The 19,683-nt window shown below is 67.2% G+C and carries 16 protein-coding genes; 4 read left to right on the top strand and 12 right to left on the bottom strand.

The genetic code is table 11. The features are described from left to right. Position 1: 1 nt before the first annotated feature. Positions 2-4,504, bottom strand: a complete 4,503-nt coding sequence (gene gltB / locus AAG565_RS14255; protein ID WP_348820305.1) for a glutamate synthase large subunit — start codon at positions 4,502-4,504, stop codon at positions 2-4. Between the two features lie 196 nt (positions 4,505-4,700). On the opposite strand from gltB, the gene AAG565_RS14260 reads away from it, so the two are divergent. Next, on the top strand, positions 4,701-4,961 hold the full coding sequence (locus AAG565_RS14260) for a type II toxin-antitoxin system Phd/YefM family antitoxin (RefSeq protein ID WP_348820306.1): 261 nt from the start codon (positions 4,701-4,703) through the stop codon (positions 4,959-4,961). Then, on the top strand, positions 4,961-5,386 hold the full coding sequence (locus AAG565_RS14265; protein ID WP_348820307.1) for a hypothetical protein: 426 nt from the start codon (positions 4,961-4,963) through the stop codon (positions 5,384-5,386). Before AAG565_RS14260 ends, AAG565_RS14265 begins: the two co-directional genes overlap by 1 nt. 59 nt (positions 5,387-5,445) lie before the next feature. Here AAG565_RS14265 and AAG565_RS14270 read toward each other — a convergent pair whose 3' ends face one another. From AAG565_RS14270 to AAG565_RS14305, 8 genes are all read right to left on the bottom strand, one after another. Further along, entirely contained in the window at positions 5,446-6,594 is a 1,149-nt protein-coding gene (locus AAG565_RS14270) for a deoxyguanosinetriphosphate triphosphohydrolase (RefSeq protein ID WP_348820308.1), read from the bottom strand. After that, positions 6,591-7,703: a 3-dehydroquinate synthase gene (aroB, locus tag AAG565_RS14275; RefSeq protein WP_348820310.1), complete on the bottom strand. Its 1,113-nt coding sequence runs from the start codon at positions 7,701-7,703 to the stop codon at positions 6,591-6,593. Before aroB ends, AAG565_RS14270 begins: the two co-directional genes overlap by 4 nt. A 31-nt stretch (positions 7,704-7,734) precedes the next feature. Then, positions 7,735-8,265, bottom strand: a complete 531-nt coding sequence (gene aroK / locus AAG565_RS14280) for a shikimate kinase AroK (protein ID WP_348820311.1) — start codon at positions 8,263-8,265, stop codon at positions 7,735-7,737. Between the two features lie 63 nt (positions 8,266-8,328). Further along, positions 8,329-10,407 (bottom strand): type IV pilus secretin PilQ, encoded by a 2,079-nt coding sequence (locus AAG565_RS14285; protein WP_348820312.1) that lies wholly within the window; start codon positions 10,405-10,407, stop codon positions 8,329-8,331. Positions 10,408-10,451: 44 nt separating this feature from the next. Continuing rightward, positions 10,452-10,967 (bottom strand): pilus assembly protein PilP, encoded by a 516-nt coding sequence (locus tag AAG565_RS14290; RefSeq protein ID WP_348820313.1) that lies wholly within the window; start codon positions 10,965-10,967, stop codon positions 10,452-10,454. Next, the gene (locus AAG565_RS14295; protein WP_348820314.1) at positions 10,964-11,620 is read right to left on the bottom strand and encodes a type 4a pilus biogenesis protein PilO; all 657 of its coding nucleotides are present in this window, start codon (positions 11,618-11,620) and stop codon (positions 10,964-10,966) included. The genes AAG565_RS14290 and AAG565_RS14295 overlap by 4 nt, the downstream gene beginning before the upstream one ends. Continuing rightward, positions 11,617-12,225, bottom strand: coding sequence for a PilN domain-containing protein (locus tag AAG565_RS14300; protein ID WP_348820315.1), 609 nt, complete (start codon positions 12,223-12,225; stop codon positions 11,617-11,619). The genes AAG565_RS14295 and AAG565_RS14300 overlap by 4 nt, the downstream gene beginning before the upstream one ends. Before the next feature lie 28 nt (positions 12,226-12,253). Continuing rightward, positions 12,254-13,333: a pilus assembly protein PilM gene (locus AAG565_RS14305; RefSeq protein ID WP_348820321.1), complete on the bottom strand. Its 1,080-nt coding sequence runs from the start codon at positions 13,331-13,333 to the stop codon at positions 12,254-12,256. Positions 13,334-13,510: 177 nt separating this feature from the next. Between AAG565_RS14305 and AAG565_RS14310 the strand changes: the two genes are divergently transcribed. Next, positions 13,511-15,895: a penicillin-binding protein 1A gene (locus AAG565_RS14310; RefSeq protein ID WP_348820316.1), complete on the top strand. Its 2,385-nt coding sequence runs from the start codon at positions 13,511-13,513 to the stop codon at positions 15,893-15,895. Positions 15,896-15,941: 46 nt separating this feature from the next. After that, complete coding sequence (locus tag AAG565_RS14315) at positions 15,942-16,532, top strand: hypothetical protein (protein WP_348820317.1); 591 nt, start codon at positions 15,942-15,944, stop codon at positions 16,530-16,532. Between the two features lie 66 nt (positions 16,533-16,598). Here the strand turns inward: AAG565_RS14315 and AAG565_RS14320 are convergent, their stop codons facing one another. From AAG565_RS14320 to rpmE, 3 genes are all read right to left on the bottom strand, one after another. Next, the gene (locus AAG565_RS14320) at positions 16,599-17,894 is read right to left on the bottom strand and encodes a citrate synthase (protein WP_348820318.1); all 1,296 of its coding nucleotides are present in this window, start codon (positions 17,892-17,894) and stop codon (positions 16,599-16,601) included. Between the two features lie 10 nt (positions 17,895-17,904). Further along, complete coding sequence (locus AAG565_RS14325) at positions 17,905-19,161, bottom strand: malic enzyme-like NAD(P)-binding protein (protein ID WP_348820319.1); 1,257 nt, start codon at positions 19,159-19,161, stop codon at positions 17,905-17,907. A 136-nt stretch (positions 19,162-19,297) separates the two neighbouring features. Next, on the bottom strand, positions 19,298-19,507 hold the full coding sequence (gene rpmE / locus AAG565_RS14330) for a 50S ribosomal protein L31 (RefSeq protein WP_348820320.1): 210 nt from the start codon (positions 19,505-19,507) through the stop codon (positions 19,298-19,300). Positions 19,508-19,683 lie beyond the last annotated feature (176 nt).

Here is a 19,683-nt window from a genome sequence, read left to right on the forward strand (position 1 = left end):
CTTATGCCGCTGCGCGCACGGAGTCGATCAAGGTGCCGATCTCCGCCGCCTTGGGCTTGACCAGCCAGAACTTGCCGACGAAATCCGCCCAGTCCGACAGGATCGCCTGCGCCCACTTCGAGCCGGTCGCGGCGGCGTACTCGGCGACGACGCTGCGCAGGTAATGCTCGTGCGCTTCCATCGACTCGGAGACGACGCGATGGATGTCGATCAGCTCGTGGTTGTAGCGATCGACGAAGCTGCGCTTCTCGTCGAGCACGTAGGCGAAGCCGCCGGTCATGCCCGCGCCGAAGTTGACGCCGGTGCGACCGAGCACGACGACGACACCGCCGGTCATGTATTCGCAGCCGTGATCACCGCAGCCCTCGACCACCGCATGCGCGCCCGAGTTGCGCACCGCGAAGCGCTCGCCGGCCATGCCGACCGCGTACAGCGTGCCGCCGGTGGCGCCATACAGGCAGGTGTTGCCGATGATCGCCGCCTCGCGCGTCTCGTAGCGCACGCCCTTGGGTGGCTTGACGATGATGCGGCCGCCGGCCATGCCCTTGCCGACGTAGTCGTTGGCATCGCCTTCGAGTTCGAGGTTCAGGCCGCCGGCGTTCCACACGCCCAGCGACTGGCCGGCGGTGCCCTTGAGCTTGATCGTGATCGGCTTGTCGGACATGCCCAGGTTGCCGTGGCGGCGCGCGATCTCGCCGGACAGGCGTGCGCCGATCGAGCGGTGCCGGTTCTGCACGGTGTAATGGAAGATGCCGCCGGTCTTGTGCTCGATCGCCGGCAGGCAGTCGTGCAGCATCGCCTCGGCGAGCTCGCCCTTGTCGAATGGCTCGTTGTTGAACATGCAGTACTGCGCGCTCGGCAGCACCATGCCGGCCGATTCGAGGATCGGCTGCAGGTCGAGGTTCTGCGTCTTGGCGTTCTCGGCCTGGTCGATCTCGAGCAGGTCGGTGCGGCCGATCAGCTCGGCGATCGAGCGCACGCCCAGCGCCGCGAGCCACTCGCGCGTCTCCTGCGCGACGAAGCGGAAATAGTTCATCACCATTTCCGGCAGGCCGATGAAATGCTCGAGGCGCAGCGTCGCGTTCTGCGTCGCGACGCCGGTCGCGCAGTTGTTCAGATGGCAGATGCGCAGGTACTTGCAGCCCAGCGCGACCATCGGCGCGGTACCGAAGCCGAAGGACTCGGCGCCGAGGATCGCGGCCTTGACCACGTCGAGGCCGGTCTTGAGGCCGCCGTCGGTCTGCACGCGCACCTTGTCGCGCAGGTTGTTCATACGCAGCGTCTGGTGCGTCTCCGACAGGCCCAGTTCCCAGGGCGTGCCGGCGTACTTGACCGAGGTCAGCGGGCTCGCGCCGGTGCCGCCGTCGTAGCCGGAGATCGTGATCAGGTCGGCGTAGGCCTTGGCGACGCCCGCCGCGATGGTGCCGACACCGGGACCGGAGACCAGCTTGACCGAGACCAGTGCCTGCGGATTGACCTGCTTCAAGTCGAAGATCAGCTGCGCGAGGTCCTCGATCGAGTAGATGTCGTGGTGCGGCGGCGGCGAGATCAGCGCGACGCCGGGGCGGGCATAGCGCAGCTTCGCGATCTGCTCGTTGACCTTGTCGCCGGGCAGCTGGCCGCCTTCGCCGGGCTTGGCGCCCTGCGCGATCTTGATCTGCAGCACTTCGGCGTTGACCAGGTAGGCCGGCGTGACGCCGAAGCGGCCGGACGCGACCTGCTTGATCTTCGACATCTTCTCGGTGCCGTAGCGCGCCGGGTCCTCGCCGCCTTCGCCGGAGTTCGAGCGGCCGCCGAGGCGGTTCATCGCGATCGCCAGCGCCTCGTGCGCCTCGGGCGAGAGCGCGCCCAGCGACATGCCGGCGGAGTCGAAGCGCTTGAGGATCGATTCGACCGGCTCGACCTCATCGACGGAAATCGCGTTGCCGGTCCTGAGCTTGAACAGGTCGCGGATCGTCGCCACCGGCCGTTCGTTGACGAAGCTCGCGAAGTGCTTGTAGTCCTCGTAACGACCGGATTTCACCGCCTTCTGCAGCGTGCCGATCACGTCCGGGTTGTAGGCGTGGTATTCGCCGCCATGCACGTACTTGTACAGGCCGCCCTGCTCGATCGGCTTGCGCGCGCTCCAGGCGACGTCGGCCAGGCGCTCCTGCTCGTCCTGCAGCTGTGCGAAGCGCGCGCCGCCGATGCGCGAGACCGTGCCTTCGAAACACAGATCGACCACTTCGTCGTGCAGGCCGACGATCTCGAACAGCTGCGCGCCGCGGTACGAGGAGATCGTCGCGATGCCCATCTTCGAGATGATCTTGTACAGGCCCTTGTTGATGCCCTTGCGGTACGACTGCGCGAGCTGTTCGGCCGGCTTGTTCTTGACCTGTCCCGCGCGCGCCATCTCGTAGAGCGTCGCGTAGGCGAGATAGGGATAGATCACCGACGCGCCGTAGCCGATCAGGCAGGCGAAGTGGTGCGGGTCGCGCGCGGTCGCGGTCTCGACGGCGATGTTGCAGTCGCAGCGCAGGCCCTCGCGGACCAGGCGATTGTTGACCGCACCGACCGCGAGCAGCGCGTGGATCGGCAGCTTGCCGCGCTCGATCGCGCGATCCGACAGCACCAGCACCACCTTGCCGGACTTCACCGCCGCCACGGCCTCGTCGCAGACATGCTCGACCGCGGCCTTCAGGCCGACCTCGGGTTCGCCCGCATGGGGCGAATAGTTGAGGTCGATGATGTGATGCGCGTAGGCCGGATCGTCGTTGCCGATCGCGAGCAGGCGCTTGAACTTGGCTTCCGACAGGATCGGCGAGTCGATCAGCAGGCGCGCGGCGCGCTCCGGCGTCTCCTCGAACATGCCCTTCTCGGCGCCGAGCTGGCATTCCAGCGACATCACGATCTGCTCGCGCAGCGGGTCGATCGGCGGGTTGGTCACCTGCGCGAACATCTGTCGGAAGTAGTCGTAGACCGAGCGCACCTTGTCCGACAGCACCGCGAACGGCGTGTCGTCGCCCATCGAGCCGACCGCTTCCTGGCCAGACTCGGACAGCGGGCGCAGCACCTGGTCGCGCTCCTCGAAGGTGAGCTGGAACATCTTGTGATAGGTCGCCACCATGTCCGGCGGCATCACTTCCAGCGAGCTCGGGTCGTCGGACAGGCGCGCCTCCAGGCGCTTCATGTTCGACTTCAGCCACTGCTTGTACGGCTTGCGGCTGGCGAGCATGCGGTCGATGTCCTCGGGACGCAGCAGCGCACCGGTCTCGGTATCGACGGCGAGAATCTCGCCCGGACGCAGGCGGCCCTTCTCGACGACATCCTGCGGGCGGAAGTCATGCACGCCGATCTCCGAGGCCAGCACGATCTGGCGGTCCGCGGTGATGACGTAGCGCGCCGGCCGCAGGCCGTTGCGGTCGAGCGTGCAGGCCGCGTAGCGGCCGTCGGTGAGGACGACGCCGGCGGGGCCGTCCCAGGGCTCCATGTTGACCGAGTTGTACTCGTAGAACGCACGCACGTCGGAATCGAGATCCTCGACGTTCTGCCAGGCGGGCGGGATCAGCGCGCGCAGCGCGGCAAAGATGTCCATGCCGCCGGCGAGCAGCACTTCGAGCATGTTGTCGAGCGACTGCGAGTCCGAGCCGTGCATGCTCACCAATGGTGCGATCTCGTCGATGTCCGGCAGATCGGCGCACTGGAACTTCTTGGCCCGCGCCAGCGCCCACTTGCGGTTGCCGGAGATCGTGTTGATCTCGCCGTTGTGCGCGAGGTAGCGGAACGGGTGGCACAGGTTCCAGCGCGGCAGCGTGTTGGTCGAGAAGCGCTGGTGGAACACGCACATCGACGATTCCAGCGCGGGGTCGGCGAGGTCCGGGTAGAACACCGGCAGGAACTCCGGCATCACCAGGCCCTTGTAGACGATCACGCGACAGGACAGGTGCGTGACGTAGAAGTCGTGATCGCCCTCGTTGTCGATGATCTTCTCGGCGCGGCGACGGGCCTTGAACAGCTTCAGCTCGAACGCGAACTTGTGCATGCCCCTGGGCGCGGTGATGAACGCCTGCTCGATCACCGGCAGCGACTTGAGTGCTTCCTCGCCGAGCGCCGAGCGGTCGGTCGGCACTTCGCGGAAGCCGGCCAGGGTCAGGCCGTGCAGTTCGAGGCTCTCCTTGAGCACGGCCTTGGCGCGTGCGCGCCGCTTGGCGTCCTGCGCGAAGAAGATGTTGCCGGCGCAGTAGTTGCTTTGCCCGTCACCCAGATCGAAGCCGAGTTTCGCGGCCTCGCGGCGCAGGAAGGCATCCGGCTTCTTCATCAACAGGCCGCAGCCGTCGCCGGTCTTGCCGTCGGCGGCGACGGCGCCGCGGTGGGTCATGCGGTGCAGCGCGGTCACGGCGGTCTGCACCAGCTTGTGGCTCGGCTGGTCGTCCATGTGGGCGATCAGGCCGAAACCGCAGCTGTCTTTCTCAAACTCTGGCCTGTAAAGGCCAAGGCTCTGGTTGGGGTGTACGCGGTCGAACATCGACGTGCTCCTCAAGGCGCGCATGGCGCGCGGCGGCATCCGCCCGGCAGGGGCGGGCGCACAGTGTCTTGCGCCCGCATCGGTGCGCGCAAATCAGGATTCGTCTTGCCGCGCACTGGCCGAATTACATAAATTGAGTCAACAAGTTACATTCGTATAAAATGGCCATCTAAATGGCCATTATGCGCGAGCAGGAATGAAATCAGTCTCGGTAGCGGAAGCCAAGGACAGCCTGACCGAGCTGCTGCGCGAGGTCGAGGGGGGCCATCCGGTGACCATCAGCCGCCGCGGCCGGCCGGTCGCGGTGCTGCTCGCCGAGGCCGAGTACGAGCGCCTGCGCAGCGCCGGTCCGGCACCGGATTTCGGCCAGTGGCTGAGCACGTGGCGCGCGCGCGCGGGCCCCACTTTCGAAGGCATCAGCGCCGACGAGCTCGAGCGCTGGGCGGGCGAAACCTGATGGCGCGCGCGCGCTACCTGCTCGACCTGCCGGTGCTGGCCGAGCTGACTCGGCCGGCTGGCAACCGGCTGGTGCTCACCCGCTTCCTGCAGCACCAGCAGGTCTGCGCGATCGCTGCGCCGATCGCCTATGTGCTGCTGCGCGGCGTCGAGACGCTCCCCGACGGCGCGCGCCGCACCCAGCTCGCGGGATTCGTGCACGAACTGCTGCGCAGCGGTCCGGCGGTGGCCCCGTTCGATCTGGAGGCCGCGATCTGGCTGGCGCGCGAGACGCCGCGCCGCACGCGGCAGGGGCGCGCCTGGAGCGAGGTCGAGGGCCAGCAGGCGGCGATCGCCGCGGTGCGCGAACTGACGCTGGTCACGCGCAGCCCGGCGACCTATGCGGGAGCAAGCGGCGTAAAAGTCGAAGACTGGTTCCGACCGTAGGTACGTCCTGTACAACACGCGGCCATCCTTGGCCGCGGGATTCAAAAGAAGCAGTGTCGTTATCTGAGCCGGCGTGGATCGAACAGGCGCTCGTACTCGTCGAGCGCATAGCGGTCGGTCATGCCGGCGATGTAGTCGGCGATGGCGCGGGCGCGTCCGGTTTCGCCGTCGCTGGCTTCCATGCGCCGCGCGGCGTCGGAGAAATCGGGCGGCATCAGGCGCGGGTCGGCGAAGAAGGCGTCGAACAGTTCGGTGACGACGCGCTTGGCCTTGACCATGATCCGGTAGACCTGCGGGTGGCTGTAGAGGTGTTCGCGCAGGAAGCGTTTGAGCGCCTCGTTCTCGGCCTGCACTTGCGCACTGAAGCAGATCAGCGGCGCGTGCATGCCACGCACTTCGTCGATCGTGGCCACGCCGGCATCGGCGAGCGCCTTGCGCGAGGACTCGGTGAGATCGACCACCAGCGTGTTGATGATGCGGCGCGTGGTCTCGTGGCGCTGCTGCTTGGGACTGATCGCGCCGTAGCGCTGCACCACGAGATCGTGGTGGCGGCGGAACAGCGGCACCTCGCGCAGCTGCTCGATGGTCAGCAGGCGCGCGCGCAGGCCGTCGTCGATGTCGTGGTTGTTGTAGGCGATCTCGTCGGCACGGTTGGCCAGCTGCGCCTCCAGGCTCGGCTGGGTGCGCTGCAAAAAGCGTTCACCGACATCGCCGAGCGTGCGGGCACGCGCGACCGAGCAGTGCTTGAGGATGCCCTCGCGCGTGTCGAACATCAGGTTCAGGCCGCGGAACTCGGCGTACTTGTCCTCCAGCTCATCGACCACGCGCAGGGACTGCGCGTTGTGCTCGAAGCCGCCGTAGGGCTTCATGCAGGCATTGAGCGCATCCTGGCCGGCGTGGCCGAAAGGCGTGTGGCCGAGGTCGTGCGCCAACGATACGGCCTCGCACAGGTCTTCGTTGAGCGCGAGCGTGCGCGCCATCGTGCGCGCGATCTGCGCGACCTCGATCGAGTGCGTCAACCGCGTGCGGAACAGGTCGCCCTCGTGGTTGACGAAGACCTGGGTCTTGTATTCGAGCCGCCGGAACGCGCCGGAGTGGATGATGCGGTCGCGGTCGCGCTGGTACTCGCTGCGATGTCCGGGCGAGGCTTCGGGATGGCGGCGCCCCCGCGAATGCCGGTCGTCGGCGGCGTAGGGCGCGAGCGTCATTGCTGGCGAGACGCGAGGTGTGAGACGTGAGACGCGCTGCAAAAATGATCCAGCGTCTCGGCGAGCTTCGCCGGGTCGAAATCGCCGGTCACGACGGCTTCGCCGAGCGCACGCAGCAGCACCAGGCGCAACCTGCCGCCGGCGACTTTCTTGTCGAGCGCCATGTTGCGCACGAAATCGTCCGGACTCATGCCGGCCGGCGGCCGCACCGGCAGGCCGCAGCGCTCGATCAGCGCAATGCAGGACTGCGCATCGTCGTGGCCGATCCAGCCCAGCCGCGCCGACAGGTCGGCGGCCATGCACAGGCCGGTGGCGACGGCCTCGCCATGCAGCCATTCGCCATAGCCGGCGTGGGTTTCGATGGCGTGCGCGAAGGTGTGGCCGAGATTGAGCAGCGCGCGCGGACCGCCCTCGCGCTCGTCGCGTGCGACGATCTCTGCCTTCATCTCGCAGCTGCGGCGGATCGCATGTGCGATCGCTTCGGGTTCGAGTGCGAGCAGACGGTCCAGATGCGCGTCGATCCAGCCGAGGAAGCCGCGATCGCCGAGCATGCCGTACTTGATGACCTCGGCCAGGCCGGCGAGCAGTTCGCGCCTGGGCAGGCTGCGCAAGGTATCGGTGTCGGCCAGCACCAGACGCGGCTGATGGAAGGCGCCGATCATGTTCTTGCCGCGCGGATGATTCACGCCGGTCTTGCCACCGACGGACGAGTCCACCTGCGCCAGCAGGGTCGTCGGCACCTGCACGAAGTCGATGCCGCGCTGGTAGATCGCCGCGCAGAAACCGACCAGATCGCCGATGACGCCGCCGCCCAGGGCGATCAGGCAGCCGTCGCGCGGCAGGCGCGTCTCCAGCAGCCAGTCGAGAAGCGCCTCGACCTGCTGCAGATTCTTCTGCGGCTCGCCGGCCGGAATGACGCGGACCGCGGCGGTCTGCAGGCCGAGGACGCGGACGACGGGATCGAGGTAGTGGGCGGCGACGTGGCTATCCGTGACCAGGCGCAGCGCACGGCCGCGCAGCGCCGCCCACGATCGCGGGTCGCCGAGCAGGCCGGCGCCGATATGGATCGGATAGCTGCGGTCGCCGAGAGCGACGTCGAGGGTTTGCATGAGGCGGACGGACGACGGACAGGCGCGCAGTTTAGCCGCTGCGCCCCTGATCCAGCGCGTCCTCGATCTCACGCACGACCGACTTGGTGCTGCGGTGATCGGTGGCGACGACGATGTCGGCGATCTCGCGGTACAGCGGGTCGCGGATGCGGAACAGCTGTTCGAGCGTGGCGCGCCGGTCGCTGGCCTGCTGCAGCAACGGGCGATTGTCGGCGCGCGCGGTGCGCAGCAGTTGCTGATCGACGCTGGCCTGCAGATAGACGACGACGCCGCGTGCGGCGAGCGCCTGGCGGTTGTCCGGGTCGAGGATCGCGCCGCCACCGGTGGCCAGCACGATGCCGGAGCGCATCGTCAGGTCGGCGATCACCTGTTTCTCGCGCCTGCGGAAGCCGGCTTCGCCCTCCTTCTCGAAGATGAAGGGGATATCGACACCGGTGCGCTGCTCGATCTCGTGGTCCGAGTCCACGAACTCCAGGCCGCGCAGCTCGGCGAGGCGGCGGCCGATCGTGGTCTTGCCGGCGCCCATCGGCCCGACCAGGAAGATGTTGGGATGCGTGCTCACACCGCTATTGTAGAAGCGCCGTCGAACGCGACGGCGCCTCACCCGCCAAGGCGCGGTGCGGTGCTACTTGACCGCGAGACCCTCCTGCAGCACGCGCGGCGTAACGAAGATCAGCAGCTCGCGCTTGTTCTGCGACGTGCGGGTGTTCTTGAACAGAGCCCCCAGCAGCGGCACATCGCCGAGCAGCGGCACCTTGGCCGAAGAGCGCTGGCTCTCCTCCTGGAACACGCCGCCGAGCACGACGGTCTCGCCGCTCTTGATCAGCACCTGGGTGTTGAGCTTGCGCGTGTCGATCGCCGGCGCACTGCCGAGGCCGGTGTTGACGTTCTCGCCCTGGGAGTCGTTGGTGACCGCCAGATCCATGACGACGCGGTTGTCGGGCGTGATCTGCGGCGTCACCGTCAGCGACAGCACCGCCTTCTTGAACTGGGTCTGCGTGCCCTGATTGCCGCTCGACGTCTGGTACGGGATCTCGCGGCCCTGCTCGATCACCGCCTCCTTGCCATTGGCGGTGACCACGCGCGGGGTCGAGATCAGTTCGCCGCGGCCTTCCGACTGCAGCGCGCTCAGTTCGAGATCGATCAGGAAATCTTTCCCGAGAATCGTCCATGCAATCGACGGAGCGCCAAGCGCCGGCAGGTTAACTAGGTAACTATCAACCAAAAATGGAGTAGCTGCAGTTGAGCCGCCTGCTAATGTTCCTGTAACAGTGCGCGAGCCCAAATTAGTGCCAGACTGCCCAACCGTGTTGTTGCCGACCGTGCCGATCGTGCTGACGCCGAAACGGGTCCCGAGCTCGCGGGCGAAGTCGTCGTTGGCGATGACGATGCGCGACTCGATCAGGACCTGGCGCACCGGGATGTCCAGACGCGCGACCAGATCGCGGATCTCGTCGAGCTTGTCGCGGGTTTCCAGCACCAGCAGGGTGTTGGTGCGGTCGTCGACCGAGACCCTTCCACGCTCGGAGAGCAGGGAATTGTCGCCGCTGACGAGCAGCGCCTTCATGTCGCTGGCCTTGGCGTAGTTGACCTGGATGATCTCCGACCGCAGGGGCGCCAGCTCGGTCTTCTGCTTCTGCGCCTCCAACTCGACGCGCTCGCGCGCGGCGATCTCCTCGACCGGCGCGACCAGCATCACGTTGCCCTGCTGGCGCATGCCCAGTCCCTTGGTGCGCAGGATGATGTCCAGCGCCTGGTCCCAGGGCACGTTTTCGAGTCGCATCGCGATCTGGCCCTTGACCGAGTCGCTGATGACCATGTTGGTGCCGGCGACGTCGGCGATGATCTGCAGCAGCGAGCGCACATCGACGTTCTGGAACGACAGGCTGATGCGCTCGCCGGTGAACTGCGGCTGCTGCTTCTGCTTCTCGGCGACCTCCGCAGGCGTCAGTGGCTGCAGCTCCAGCGTGAACAGGTCGCCCGACTGGTAGGCGGACTGCTCGAACTCGATGCCGGACACCGGCGTGATCGCGATCAGGCTGTTGGGCCCGTCCGCCCGCACATCGACGAACTTCACCGGCGTGGCGAAATCGAGCACGTCGAGGCGCTTGGACAGCTCGCTGCCGACCGCCGTGTCACGGAACACGGCGACGACCCTGCCGGCTTCCTCGCGCACATCGACGACCGCCTTGGGATCGCTCAGGCGGACGATCACCCGCCCCTCGCCCTTCTCGCCGCGACGGAAATCGATGCCGTTGATGCTGCCCGTGCTGCGTCCGGGCGGTGCCAGCGCGGCGGCCGCTGCGGCCGGCGCGCCGCCGTCGATCTGCAGCACCACCTTGTTGCCGTCCACGTTGAGCTTGTAAGGCGCGGTTTCGGCGAGCTCGACGACGACGCGCGTGCGCCCGCGCGCCTCGGCGCTGGCGACGGCGCGGACATTGCCGACGTTGACGCGCTGGTAGCGTTCGCCCAGGCCCATGCGCGTGTCGGGGAAGTCGAGCGAGATGCGCGCCGGCTTGTCCACCGTGAACACCGCCGGCTGCGGCGCGGGCTCGGACAGGGTCAGAGTCATCTGCACGCGACCGCTGCCGAGCGCGACGAAGTCCACGGCGGTGAGGGTACGCGCGGCGTCCTGGGCGTGGACGGCCAGCGAAGCGGCGGTGAGCGCCAGGCCCCACCAGAGTCGATGTCGAATTGCGGCCATGAGCGTGTGCATTGCGAAAACTCCCTGGAGCCTTTGCGGCTGGGTCATCGATCGGACAGCGCCAGGATGGCACCGCGCTGGGTCCAGCCACCGAAGCCATCGGGGACCAGCTCCTGCAAGCGCACTTCGGTGCCGGAAATGGCAACGATCTGTCCGTAGTTCTGCCCCATGTAATTCTTCAGCGTGACTCGGTGGATCACGTTGTCCGGCGCGCGGATCAGCGCGAAGACCCCTTCGGGCGTGCTGATCGTGCCCAGCATGCGCAGCGCATCGAGCGGGAACTCCTCCAGCGGCTCGCGGTTGCGGTTCAGGTCTGGCTTCGGTCCGCTGGCGGCCGTCTCGCGCTCCGCCGGCCGCACTTCGATGAACGGATCGCGCCGCCCGCCGGGCACGTAGGCGAACGCTTCGTACTGCTTGATCTGTGGAATCGGCTCGATCTTGGTCGACTTGCGCGCCTTGACCTCGGCGACGTACTGCTCCAGATCGGACATGTCACCGCTGCAGCCGGCGAGCAGCAGCGCGGTGGCGGCGACGGCGATGGCGCGCGTCAGGGCGCTCATTTCTTGCCTCCCTTGCCCTTGGCTGCCGGCTTGCTGGCCGCGATCTCGCTGTCGTCGAGATAGCGATACGTCATGACCTGCGCGGTCATGCGCAGCTGGGTCGCCGCGGTCTTGCCCTTGCCGCCGGTCGAACGGACCTCGGCGTCCTCGATGGTGACGATGCGCGGCAGCGCTGCGACCGCGCCGACGAAGCTGCCCATCTCGTGATAGCTGCCGAGCACGATGATCTTGTTGGGAATCGCCGCATAGAAGTCCTTGGGCATCTCGCTCTGCGGCTGGAACAGCTCCTCTTCGAGGCTGGCGGCGACGCGCGCCTGCGAGATGTCGTTGAGCAGGTTGGCGACCTCCGCCTTGCTCGGCAGCTGCTTGAGCATCGCGCCGAAGGACTGCTCCATCTCGGCGAGCTGGGCGCGATAGGCGTCCAGCGCGGCGACCTTCTTCTGCTTGGCCTCGAAATCGGCGCGCAGGTTCTGTTCGGTGACGCGCTCGGCCTGGATCTGTTCGTACACCGGATTGACGAGGAACCAGCCGCCGGCACCGACGAGGATGACGCCCAGCAGCACCGCCGCGGCGGTGCGCACCCAGCCGGGCCACGCGCCCGGATTCTGCATGTCCAGCGTGTTGAGCTGCTGGATGATCTCCTGGACGTTCATTCGATCACCCCGTCTTCGGACTGACCCTCGGTCGCGGTGTCCTGCGCCTTGCGTTCCTGAGGCTTGGTCAGCCGGTTGACCACCAGCTGGAATTCGCCCTTGCGCAGGCGGTCCTTCTCGCCGGTCTTGATGACGATCAGGCGCGGATCGGAGAACCAGGGCGAGGCGTCGAGATTCTTCATGTAAGTCGATACCCGACCGTTCGACTCGGCGATGCCGTCGATCGTGACCTTGTTGCCCTGCTGCTTGAAGCCGGTCAGGCTGACACCATCGGGCAGCGTGTTGACCAGTTCGTCGAAGAAGTGCACGGACGCGGTGCGGCTGGCCTGCAGCTGCTCGATCACGCGCATGCGCGCGAGCAGATTGGCGCGCACCTTCTCCAGTTCCTCGATCTCCTTGATCTTCTTGTCCATCTCCTTGATCTGGACGCGGAGGAACTCGTTGCGCGCCTGCTGGTACTGCAGCTCGCCATCGACCAGCATCCAGCCCGCGGCGACGATGCCGCCGGCGATGGCCACCGCCAGGCCGAGGGTGGCGATGAATTCCTTCTTGCGCCGTTCCCGGCGTTCCTTGCGCCAGTCGAGCAGGTTGATGTGGATGGTCATGGCATCCCTCCCTGCGCGCTCCGGAAACTCATGCTTTTTCCTCGTCGAAGGCGCGGTAGGCCAGCCCGCAGGCGACCAGCAGCGAAGCCTCGTCCTGCGCGAGGTTCGCCGGCTTGGCGCGCGAGGCGATGCTCATCTGCGCGAAGGGCTTGGCGACGACCGTCGGAATCTGCAGGCGTTCCTGGATACTGACATCGACCCCGGGAATCTGCGCGCAGCCGCCGGCGAGGATGATCTGGTCGATCGTGCTGTACTGGGTGACCGCAGAGAAGAAGAACTGCAACGCACGGTCGATCTGCTGCGCCATGTCGGCGACGAAGTGCGCGAGCACGTCGGTGGCGTAGTTCTCCGGCAGCGAGCCGCTCTTCTTCGCCTTGGTCGCCTCCTCGAAGGACATGCCGTAGGTGCGCATGATGTCCTCGGTGAGCTGGCGACCGCCGAAGTTCTGGTCGCGCGTGTAGATGGTCTTGCCGTCGAACAGGATCATCATCGACGTGACCGCCGCGCCGACATCGACCACCGCGATGGCCTTCTGACGGCCGCCGTCCGGCATCTGGTGCTGCAGGAACTGGCAGGCGTTTTCCAGCGCGTAGGACTCGACATCGACCACCGTCGGCTTGAGGCCGGCCAGTTCGACGGCCGCGCACAGCTGCTCGACCTGCTCGCGGCGGCACGCGGCGAGCACGACCTCGACCATCTCGCTGTTCTTCGGACTCGGACCGAGCACCTCGAAGTCGAGGCTGACCTCGTCGATCGGATAGGGGATGTACTGGTCCGCCTCGGCCTTGATCTGCTCTTCCATGTCGTCGCCGGACAGCGTCTTGGGCATCTCGACGATCTTGGTGATCACCGAGGCGCCGGACACGGCGATCGCGGCCTGGCGGGTGCGGGTGCCGGCGCGGCTGAGCGCACGGGCGATGGTCTCGCCGAGCGCCTTGGGATCGGCGATCTGCTTGTCGGACAGGGCCGCGGGCGGCAGCGGCTCCACCGCATAGGCCTCGACGTTGAAGCGGGCACCCTTGCGCGACAGCTCCAGCAGCTTGACCGAGCTGGAACTGATGTCCAGTCCGACGAGTTGCTGGCTGCGCTTGCCGAACAGCGATTGCAAATTGGCCATCAGTGCCCCGAGCCGCTGCGTTGACAATCCCCCGCGGGAAAGAGACTCTTCCCGCATCAGGCCGTACTATAACGCAATATTTCTACTGCGCAACTGGAAGTTCCCGCGGCAACTGTCTGATCTGGTTGCAAACATTCAAAGTGTTCTGTTCCGTCTCCCTGACTGCCGATGACGCCTGAACGATCCCGCCGGCGGCCGTGGCTGTGGCTGCTCGGCGCCTTCCTCCTAGTCGTGCTGACGGCGGCGCTGGCCGCGTCCTTCGCTCTCGCCAGGCTGAGCCGCGAGCTGCCGTCGGTGGCCAGCCTGCGCGAGCTGCAGCTGGCGGTGCCGCTGCGCATCTACAGCGCCGACGGCAGGCTGATCGGCGAGTTCGGCGCCGAGCGCCGCGCGCTGCTGCGCTACGACGAGCTCCCGCCGCAGCTGATCGGCGCCTTCCTCGCCGCCGAGGACGATCGCTTCTTCACGCACCCGGGTATCGATTGGCAGGGCCTGCTGCGCGCGTCGTTCAAGTACCTGTCCACCGGCGAGAAGAGCCAGGGCGGCAGCACCATCACGATGCAGCTCGCGCGCAACGTGTTCCTGTCCAGCGAGCGCACCTTCACGCGCAAGTTCAAGGAGATCCTGCTCGCCATCCGCATCGAGCGCGAGCTCAGCAAGGAGCAGATCCTCGAGCTGTACCTGAACAAGATCTTTCTCGGCGAGCGTGCCTATGGCGTCGGTGCCGCGGCGCTGGTCTATTTCGACAAGGACGTCGGTGCGCTGACGCTCGGCGAGATGGCGACGATCGCCGGACTGCCCAAGGCGCCGTCGCGCGACAACCCGGTGGCCAGTCCCGAACGCGCGCAGGCGCGGCGCGATTACGTGCTGCGCCGCATGCGTGATCTGGGCCGGGTATCGCAGCAGGACTATCAGGCGGCGCTCGAAGAACCGGTCGTGGTGCGTCCGTACCGCGCCAAGGTGGATGTCGAGGCCGACTACGTCGCCGAGATGGCGCGCGCCGAGCTGGTCGCCCAGTACGGCGAGGATGCCTACGCCCGTGGCTTCGTCGTGACGACGACGATCGACTCCGCACGCCAGGCAGCCGCCAATGCGGCGCTGCGCAACGCACTGCTGGAGTACGACCAGCGGCACGGCTGGCGCGGTCCGGAGAGCCGCATCGAGCCGGCGCTGCTGCAGCCGGGCCGCGAGCGCGAGCTGGCGCGGGCTTTCGAGCGGCTGCCGACGATCGGCGGCCTGGAACCGGCGATCGTGACCGACTTCCGCGCCGACCGGGTGTCGCTGGTCACGCGCCAGGGCAGCCTGACCCTGGCCAAGCCGGCCTTCGAATGGGCCAGGCTGTCGGTGGAGAAGAACCCGCTGCAGCCTGGCGAGGTCGTGCGCCTGCAGGTCACGTCGGCCGGCGCGCGGCTGGCGCAGGTGCCGCAGGTGCAGGGCGCGCTGGTCGCACTCGATCCGGCGGACGGTGCCATCCAGGCGCTGGTGGGTGGCTTCGACTTCTACGCCGGCAAGTTCAACCGCGCGACCCAGGCACGCCGCCAGGCCGGGTCCGGTTTCAAGCCCTTCCTGTATTCGGCGGCGCTCGAAAACGGTTTCACGCCGGCATCGGTGCTGCTCGACGCGCCGGTCGTGTACGACGATCCCGGACTCGAATCGAGCTGGCGACCGGAGAACTACGGTGGCGACATCCAGGGTCCGATGCGCCTGCGCGAAGCGCTGGTGCAATCGCGCAATCTCGTGTCGATCCGCCTGCTGCAGTCCATCGGCGTCGCCACCGCGCGCGACTACGTGCCGCGCTTCGGCCTGCCGCAGGACCGCCTGCCGCAGGACCTGACGATGGCGCTGGGCAGCGCAGTCTTCACGCCGCTGGAACTGGCGCGCGGTTACGCGACCATCGCCAACGGCGGGTTCGTGGTCGATCCCTACTTCATCCGCGAAGTCCGTGACAGCAGCGGCCGGACCGTATTCGCAGCGCAGCCGCGGCGCGCCTGCGCCGAGTGCGCCGAGCCACAGCCGCCCGCGAGCGGCGCGACGGACCCGGCAGCCACGCCGGCGCCCGCCGATCCGTCGCTGGCGCCGCGTGCAATCGACCCGAGGACCATCTGGATGATCACCGACATCCTGCACGACGTCACCGTGCGCGGCACCGCCGCCAAGGTCGCGCAGCTGGGCCGCAACGACCTGGCCGGCAAGACCGGCACGACCAACGACGAAACAGACGCCTGGTTCAACGGCTTCCAGAAGCATCTCGTCGCGGTGGCCTGGGTCGGATTCGACCAGCCGACGCCGCTGGGCCGCGGTGAAGTGGGCGGCCGGGCGGCGCTGCCGGCGTGGATGGATTTCATGCGCGTCGCCCTCAAGGACGTGCCACAGGAAACGCTGCCGCGCCCGGCCGGCCTGGCCGAAGTCCGCATCAACCGCAACAGCGGCCGCCTCGCGGCTGCCGGCGATCCCGCCGCGATCTTCGAAACGGTGCCGCAGGACCGGATACCCGAGCCCGAGGACGCCGCGGCCCAGCGGCGCGACGAGACCGACGGCCTGCAGGATCTGTACTGAACGTGTGCATGTCCTGCACAAGCCGGCGCCGTCTTTCAAAGCAAGCATGAGCTACCAGGGCCGTTCGGGCATCGTCGAGGAAGCGGCGCGCATCGTCTGCGTGGAGCTGGTGACCGACTATGGCCAGGCCAAGCGGCGCGCCGCGCAGCGGCTCGGCCTGCCGTCGCAGGCGGGGCTGCCCGACAACGCCGCCGTGCATGCCGCCGTGCTCGACTACCTGCGGCTGTTCGGCGGTGACGAATATCGCCGGCGGCTGCGGCAGATGCGCAGCACCGCGCTTTCGGCGATGCGCATGCTGGCGGCGTACTCGCCGCGCCTGGCCGGCGCCACGCTCAGCGGCGCGGTGACCGCGGCCCACCGCGTGCAGCTGCACCTGTTCGCCGAGTCCGCAGAAGCCGTCGATATCGAGCTGCTCAACCGCGGCGTCGCCTTCGAGCACGGCGAGCGCCGCTACCGCTACGCGGATGGCGGCGAGCGGAACGTGCCCCTGTTGCGCCTCGACGTCGGCGGCGTCGGCGTGGATGCCGCGGTGTTCGCACCCGACGACCTGCGGCGCGCGCCGCTCAGCCCACTCGATGGCCGGCCGTTCCGCCGCGCGGACCTGGCCGAGGTCGAACGCCTGCTCGAATCCGGCTGATGCGGCCGCGCAAACGGCACGGCCCTCGCAAGGAGGGCCGTGGGCGACCGCGGAAAACGCGGAGACTCAGCGCTTGGCGAGCGGCACGACGTTGCGCTCGGCGGCGCCGGTATAGACCTGGCGCGGGCGCGCGATGCGCATCGTCGGATCGGCGACCATCTCGATCCAGTGCGCCGCCCAGCCGACCGTGCGCGCGATCGCGAACATCGGCGTGAACATGTTCACCGGGATGCCGAGTGCCTTGTAGATGATGCCCGAGTAGAAATCGACGTTCGGGTAGAGCTTGCGCTCCTTGAAGTAATCGTCCGACAGCGCGATCTCTTCCAGCTTCATCGCCAGTTCGAGCTGCGGATCGTTCTCCTTGCCCAGGTGCTTGAGCACCTTGTGGCACTGGTCGCGGATGATCGTCGCGCGCGGGTCGAAGTTCTTGTACACGCGGTGGCCAAAGCCCATCAGGCGCACGCCCGACTGCTTGTCCTTGACCTTGTTCATGAAGCCGGCGACGTTCTTCACGTCACCGATCTCGTTGAGCATCTTCAGCACGGCCTCGTTGGCACCGCCGTGCGCCGGCCCCCACAGCGCGGCGATGCCCGACGCGATCGCGGCATACGGATTGGTGCCGGTCGAGCCGGCCATGCGCACGGTCGAAGTCGAGGCGTTCTGCTCGTGGTCGGCGTGCAGGATGAACAGCACGTCCAGAGCCCTGGCGGCGATCGGATCGACACGATACGGCTCGGCCGGCACCGCGAACATCATGTGCAGCAGGTTGCTGCAGTAGTCGAGGTGGTTCTGCGGGTAGACGTAGGGCTGGCCGTAGTACTTCTTGTAGGCCGCGGCGGCGATCGTCGGGATCTTGGCGATCATGCGATGCGCGAAGATCTCGCGGTGGCGCGCGTCCTTGTTGTTGGTGGTGTCGTGATAGAACGCCGACAGAGATCCGACGACGCCGGTGAGCATCGCCATCGGATGCGCGTCGTAGTTGAAGCCCTGGAAGAACCCTTTCAGGTTCTCGTTGATCATCGTGTGGCGACGGATCGTCTGGTCGAAGTCCTGCAGCTGCTTCGCGTTCGGCAGCTCGCCGTTGAGGATCAGGTAAGCGACTTCGATGAAGCTGCAGTGCTCGGCCAGCTGCGCCACCGGGTAGCCACGGTACAGCAGCACGCCGGCATCGCCGTCGATGTACGTGATCGCGCTCTTGGTCGAACAGGTCGAGCTGAAGCCCGGGTCGTAGGTGAACACGTCGAGCTTGTCGTACACCTTGCCGACGTCCAGGCCCGCGGGACCGAGCGTGCCGGTGATCGCCGGCAGGTCGATCTTCTCGCCGGTAGCGTTGTTGACCAGGCTGTAGCTGGGCGTGCTCATGAATGAACCCTCAACTTGGATAATGCGGCGGATACGGCTGCCGTGCGGCACCGCTGGCAACGGCCGCGCGGGCCACCGCGGGCGCGACACAGTCGCGCAAACGGGGATCGAGCGGCTTGGGAATGATGTATTCCGGGCCGAAGGATAGCGATTTTTGCCCGTAGGCTTCCAGCATCGAGGGCGGCACCGGTTCGCGTGCCAGCGCCGCCAGCGCGCGCACGGCGGCGACTTTCATCTCGCGGTTGATCAGGCGCGCACGCACATCCAGCGCGCCGCGAAACAGGAACGGGAAGCACAGCACGTTGTTGACCTGATTGGGATAGTCGCTGCGACCGGTCGCCATGATCAGGTCCTTGCGCACGTTCCATGCCGCTTCCGGCAGGATCTCCGGCACCGGGTTCGACAGCGCGAACACGATCGGGCGCTCGTTCATCAGCATCAGCCATTCCGGCTTCATCAGGCCCGGCCCGGACACGCCGATGAACACATCGGCGCCGGCGAGCGCGCCGGCGAGCGTGCGCCGCTCGCTCGGCGGACCGGCGAACTCGCGCTTCTCCTTGTTGAGCGTCGCGTAGTCCTCGCGCTGGTCGTGGATCACGCCCTTGCGATCCACCAGCCACAGGTTCTCGCGCCGGGCCCCGAGTTCCACGGCCAGGCGCATCGATGCGATGCCGGCCGCGCCGGCGCCGCAGCAGACGATGCGCGCGTCCTCGATCTTCTTGCCCTGCAGCTCCAGCGCATTGAGCAGCGCCGCGGCCATCACGATCGCGGTCCCGTGCTGGTCATCGTGGAACACCGGGATGTCGCAGCGCCGGATCAGCGCGTCCTCGATCTCGAAGCAAGCCGGCGCGGCGATGTCTTCGAGATTGATGCCGCCGAAGGTCGGCGCGATGCGCGCGATGGTGTCGATGACATCCTTCGGCTCTTTCGCGTCGATCTCGATGTCGAAGACATCGATGTCGGCGAACTTCTTGAACAGCACCGCCTTGCCTTCCATCACCGGCTTGGACGCCAGCGCGCCGCAGTCGCCCAGGCCCAGCACGGCGGTGCCGTTGGAGATCACCGCGACGAGATTGCCCTTCGCGGTGTAGCGGTAGGCGTCGTCCGGGCGTTCCTGGATGGCGAGCACCGGCTCGGCGACGCCGGGGGTGTACGCGAGGGAGAGATCGGCGGGACCGGCCACCGGCTTGGTGATGGCGATGCCGAGTTTTCCGGGGTGCGGACGCTCGTGATAGTCGAGCGCCGCCTGCTTGAGCGTGGCGGTCATGGGTGCGCAGTGCCTTCTGCCTGGGTGCGCGAGCGGCCGAGGCGGCCGCTCAGGGGGGCGGCATCTTGCCTGCAGACCCTGAAAACGGCAAGGCCGCGCACCAGGCGCGGCCTCGCGGGTGATGCAATGAGACGGCTCAGGCCGCCTTGCCGTAGCGCTTCTTGAACTTGTCCACGCGGCCGCCGGCGTCCATCACCTTCTGCTTGCCGGTGTAGAACGGGTGGCAGGCGGAGCAGACTTCGACGTGCAGGACGTCCTTGCCGACCGTCGAGCGCGTCTTGAAGGAGTTGCCGCAGCTGCACTGCACGGTCACGTCCTTGTAGTTCGGGTGGATGCCTTCTTTCATCGGAACACCGGTCAAACGGGATCGCAAAACGCGAAAGGGGGCGGATTCTAGCCGGTCCGGGCCCGGACTTTCAACCGGCAGCCTCTTCCAATGACACATGAGCCTGAAGGGGGTGCGTGATTCCAACGTGAAGTGAGCCTGAAAGGCCGGCGGGGCGGCGGGATCATCGGAGGATG

The sequence above is a fragment of the Fontimonas sp. SYSU GA230001 genome (genome assembly GCF_040066175.1).
In the GTDB taxonomy this organism is placed as follows: Bacteria; Pseudomonadota; Gammaproteobacteria; order Nevskiales; family Nevskiaceae; genus Solimonas.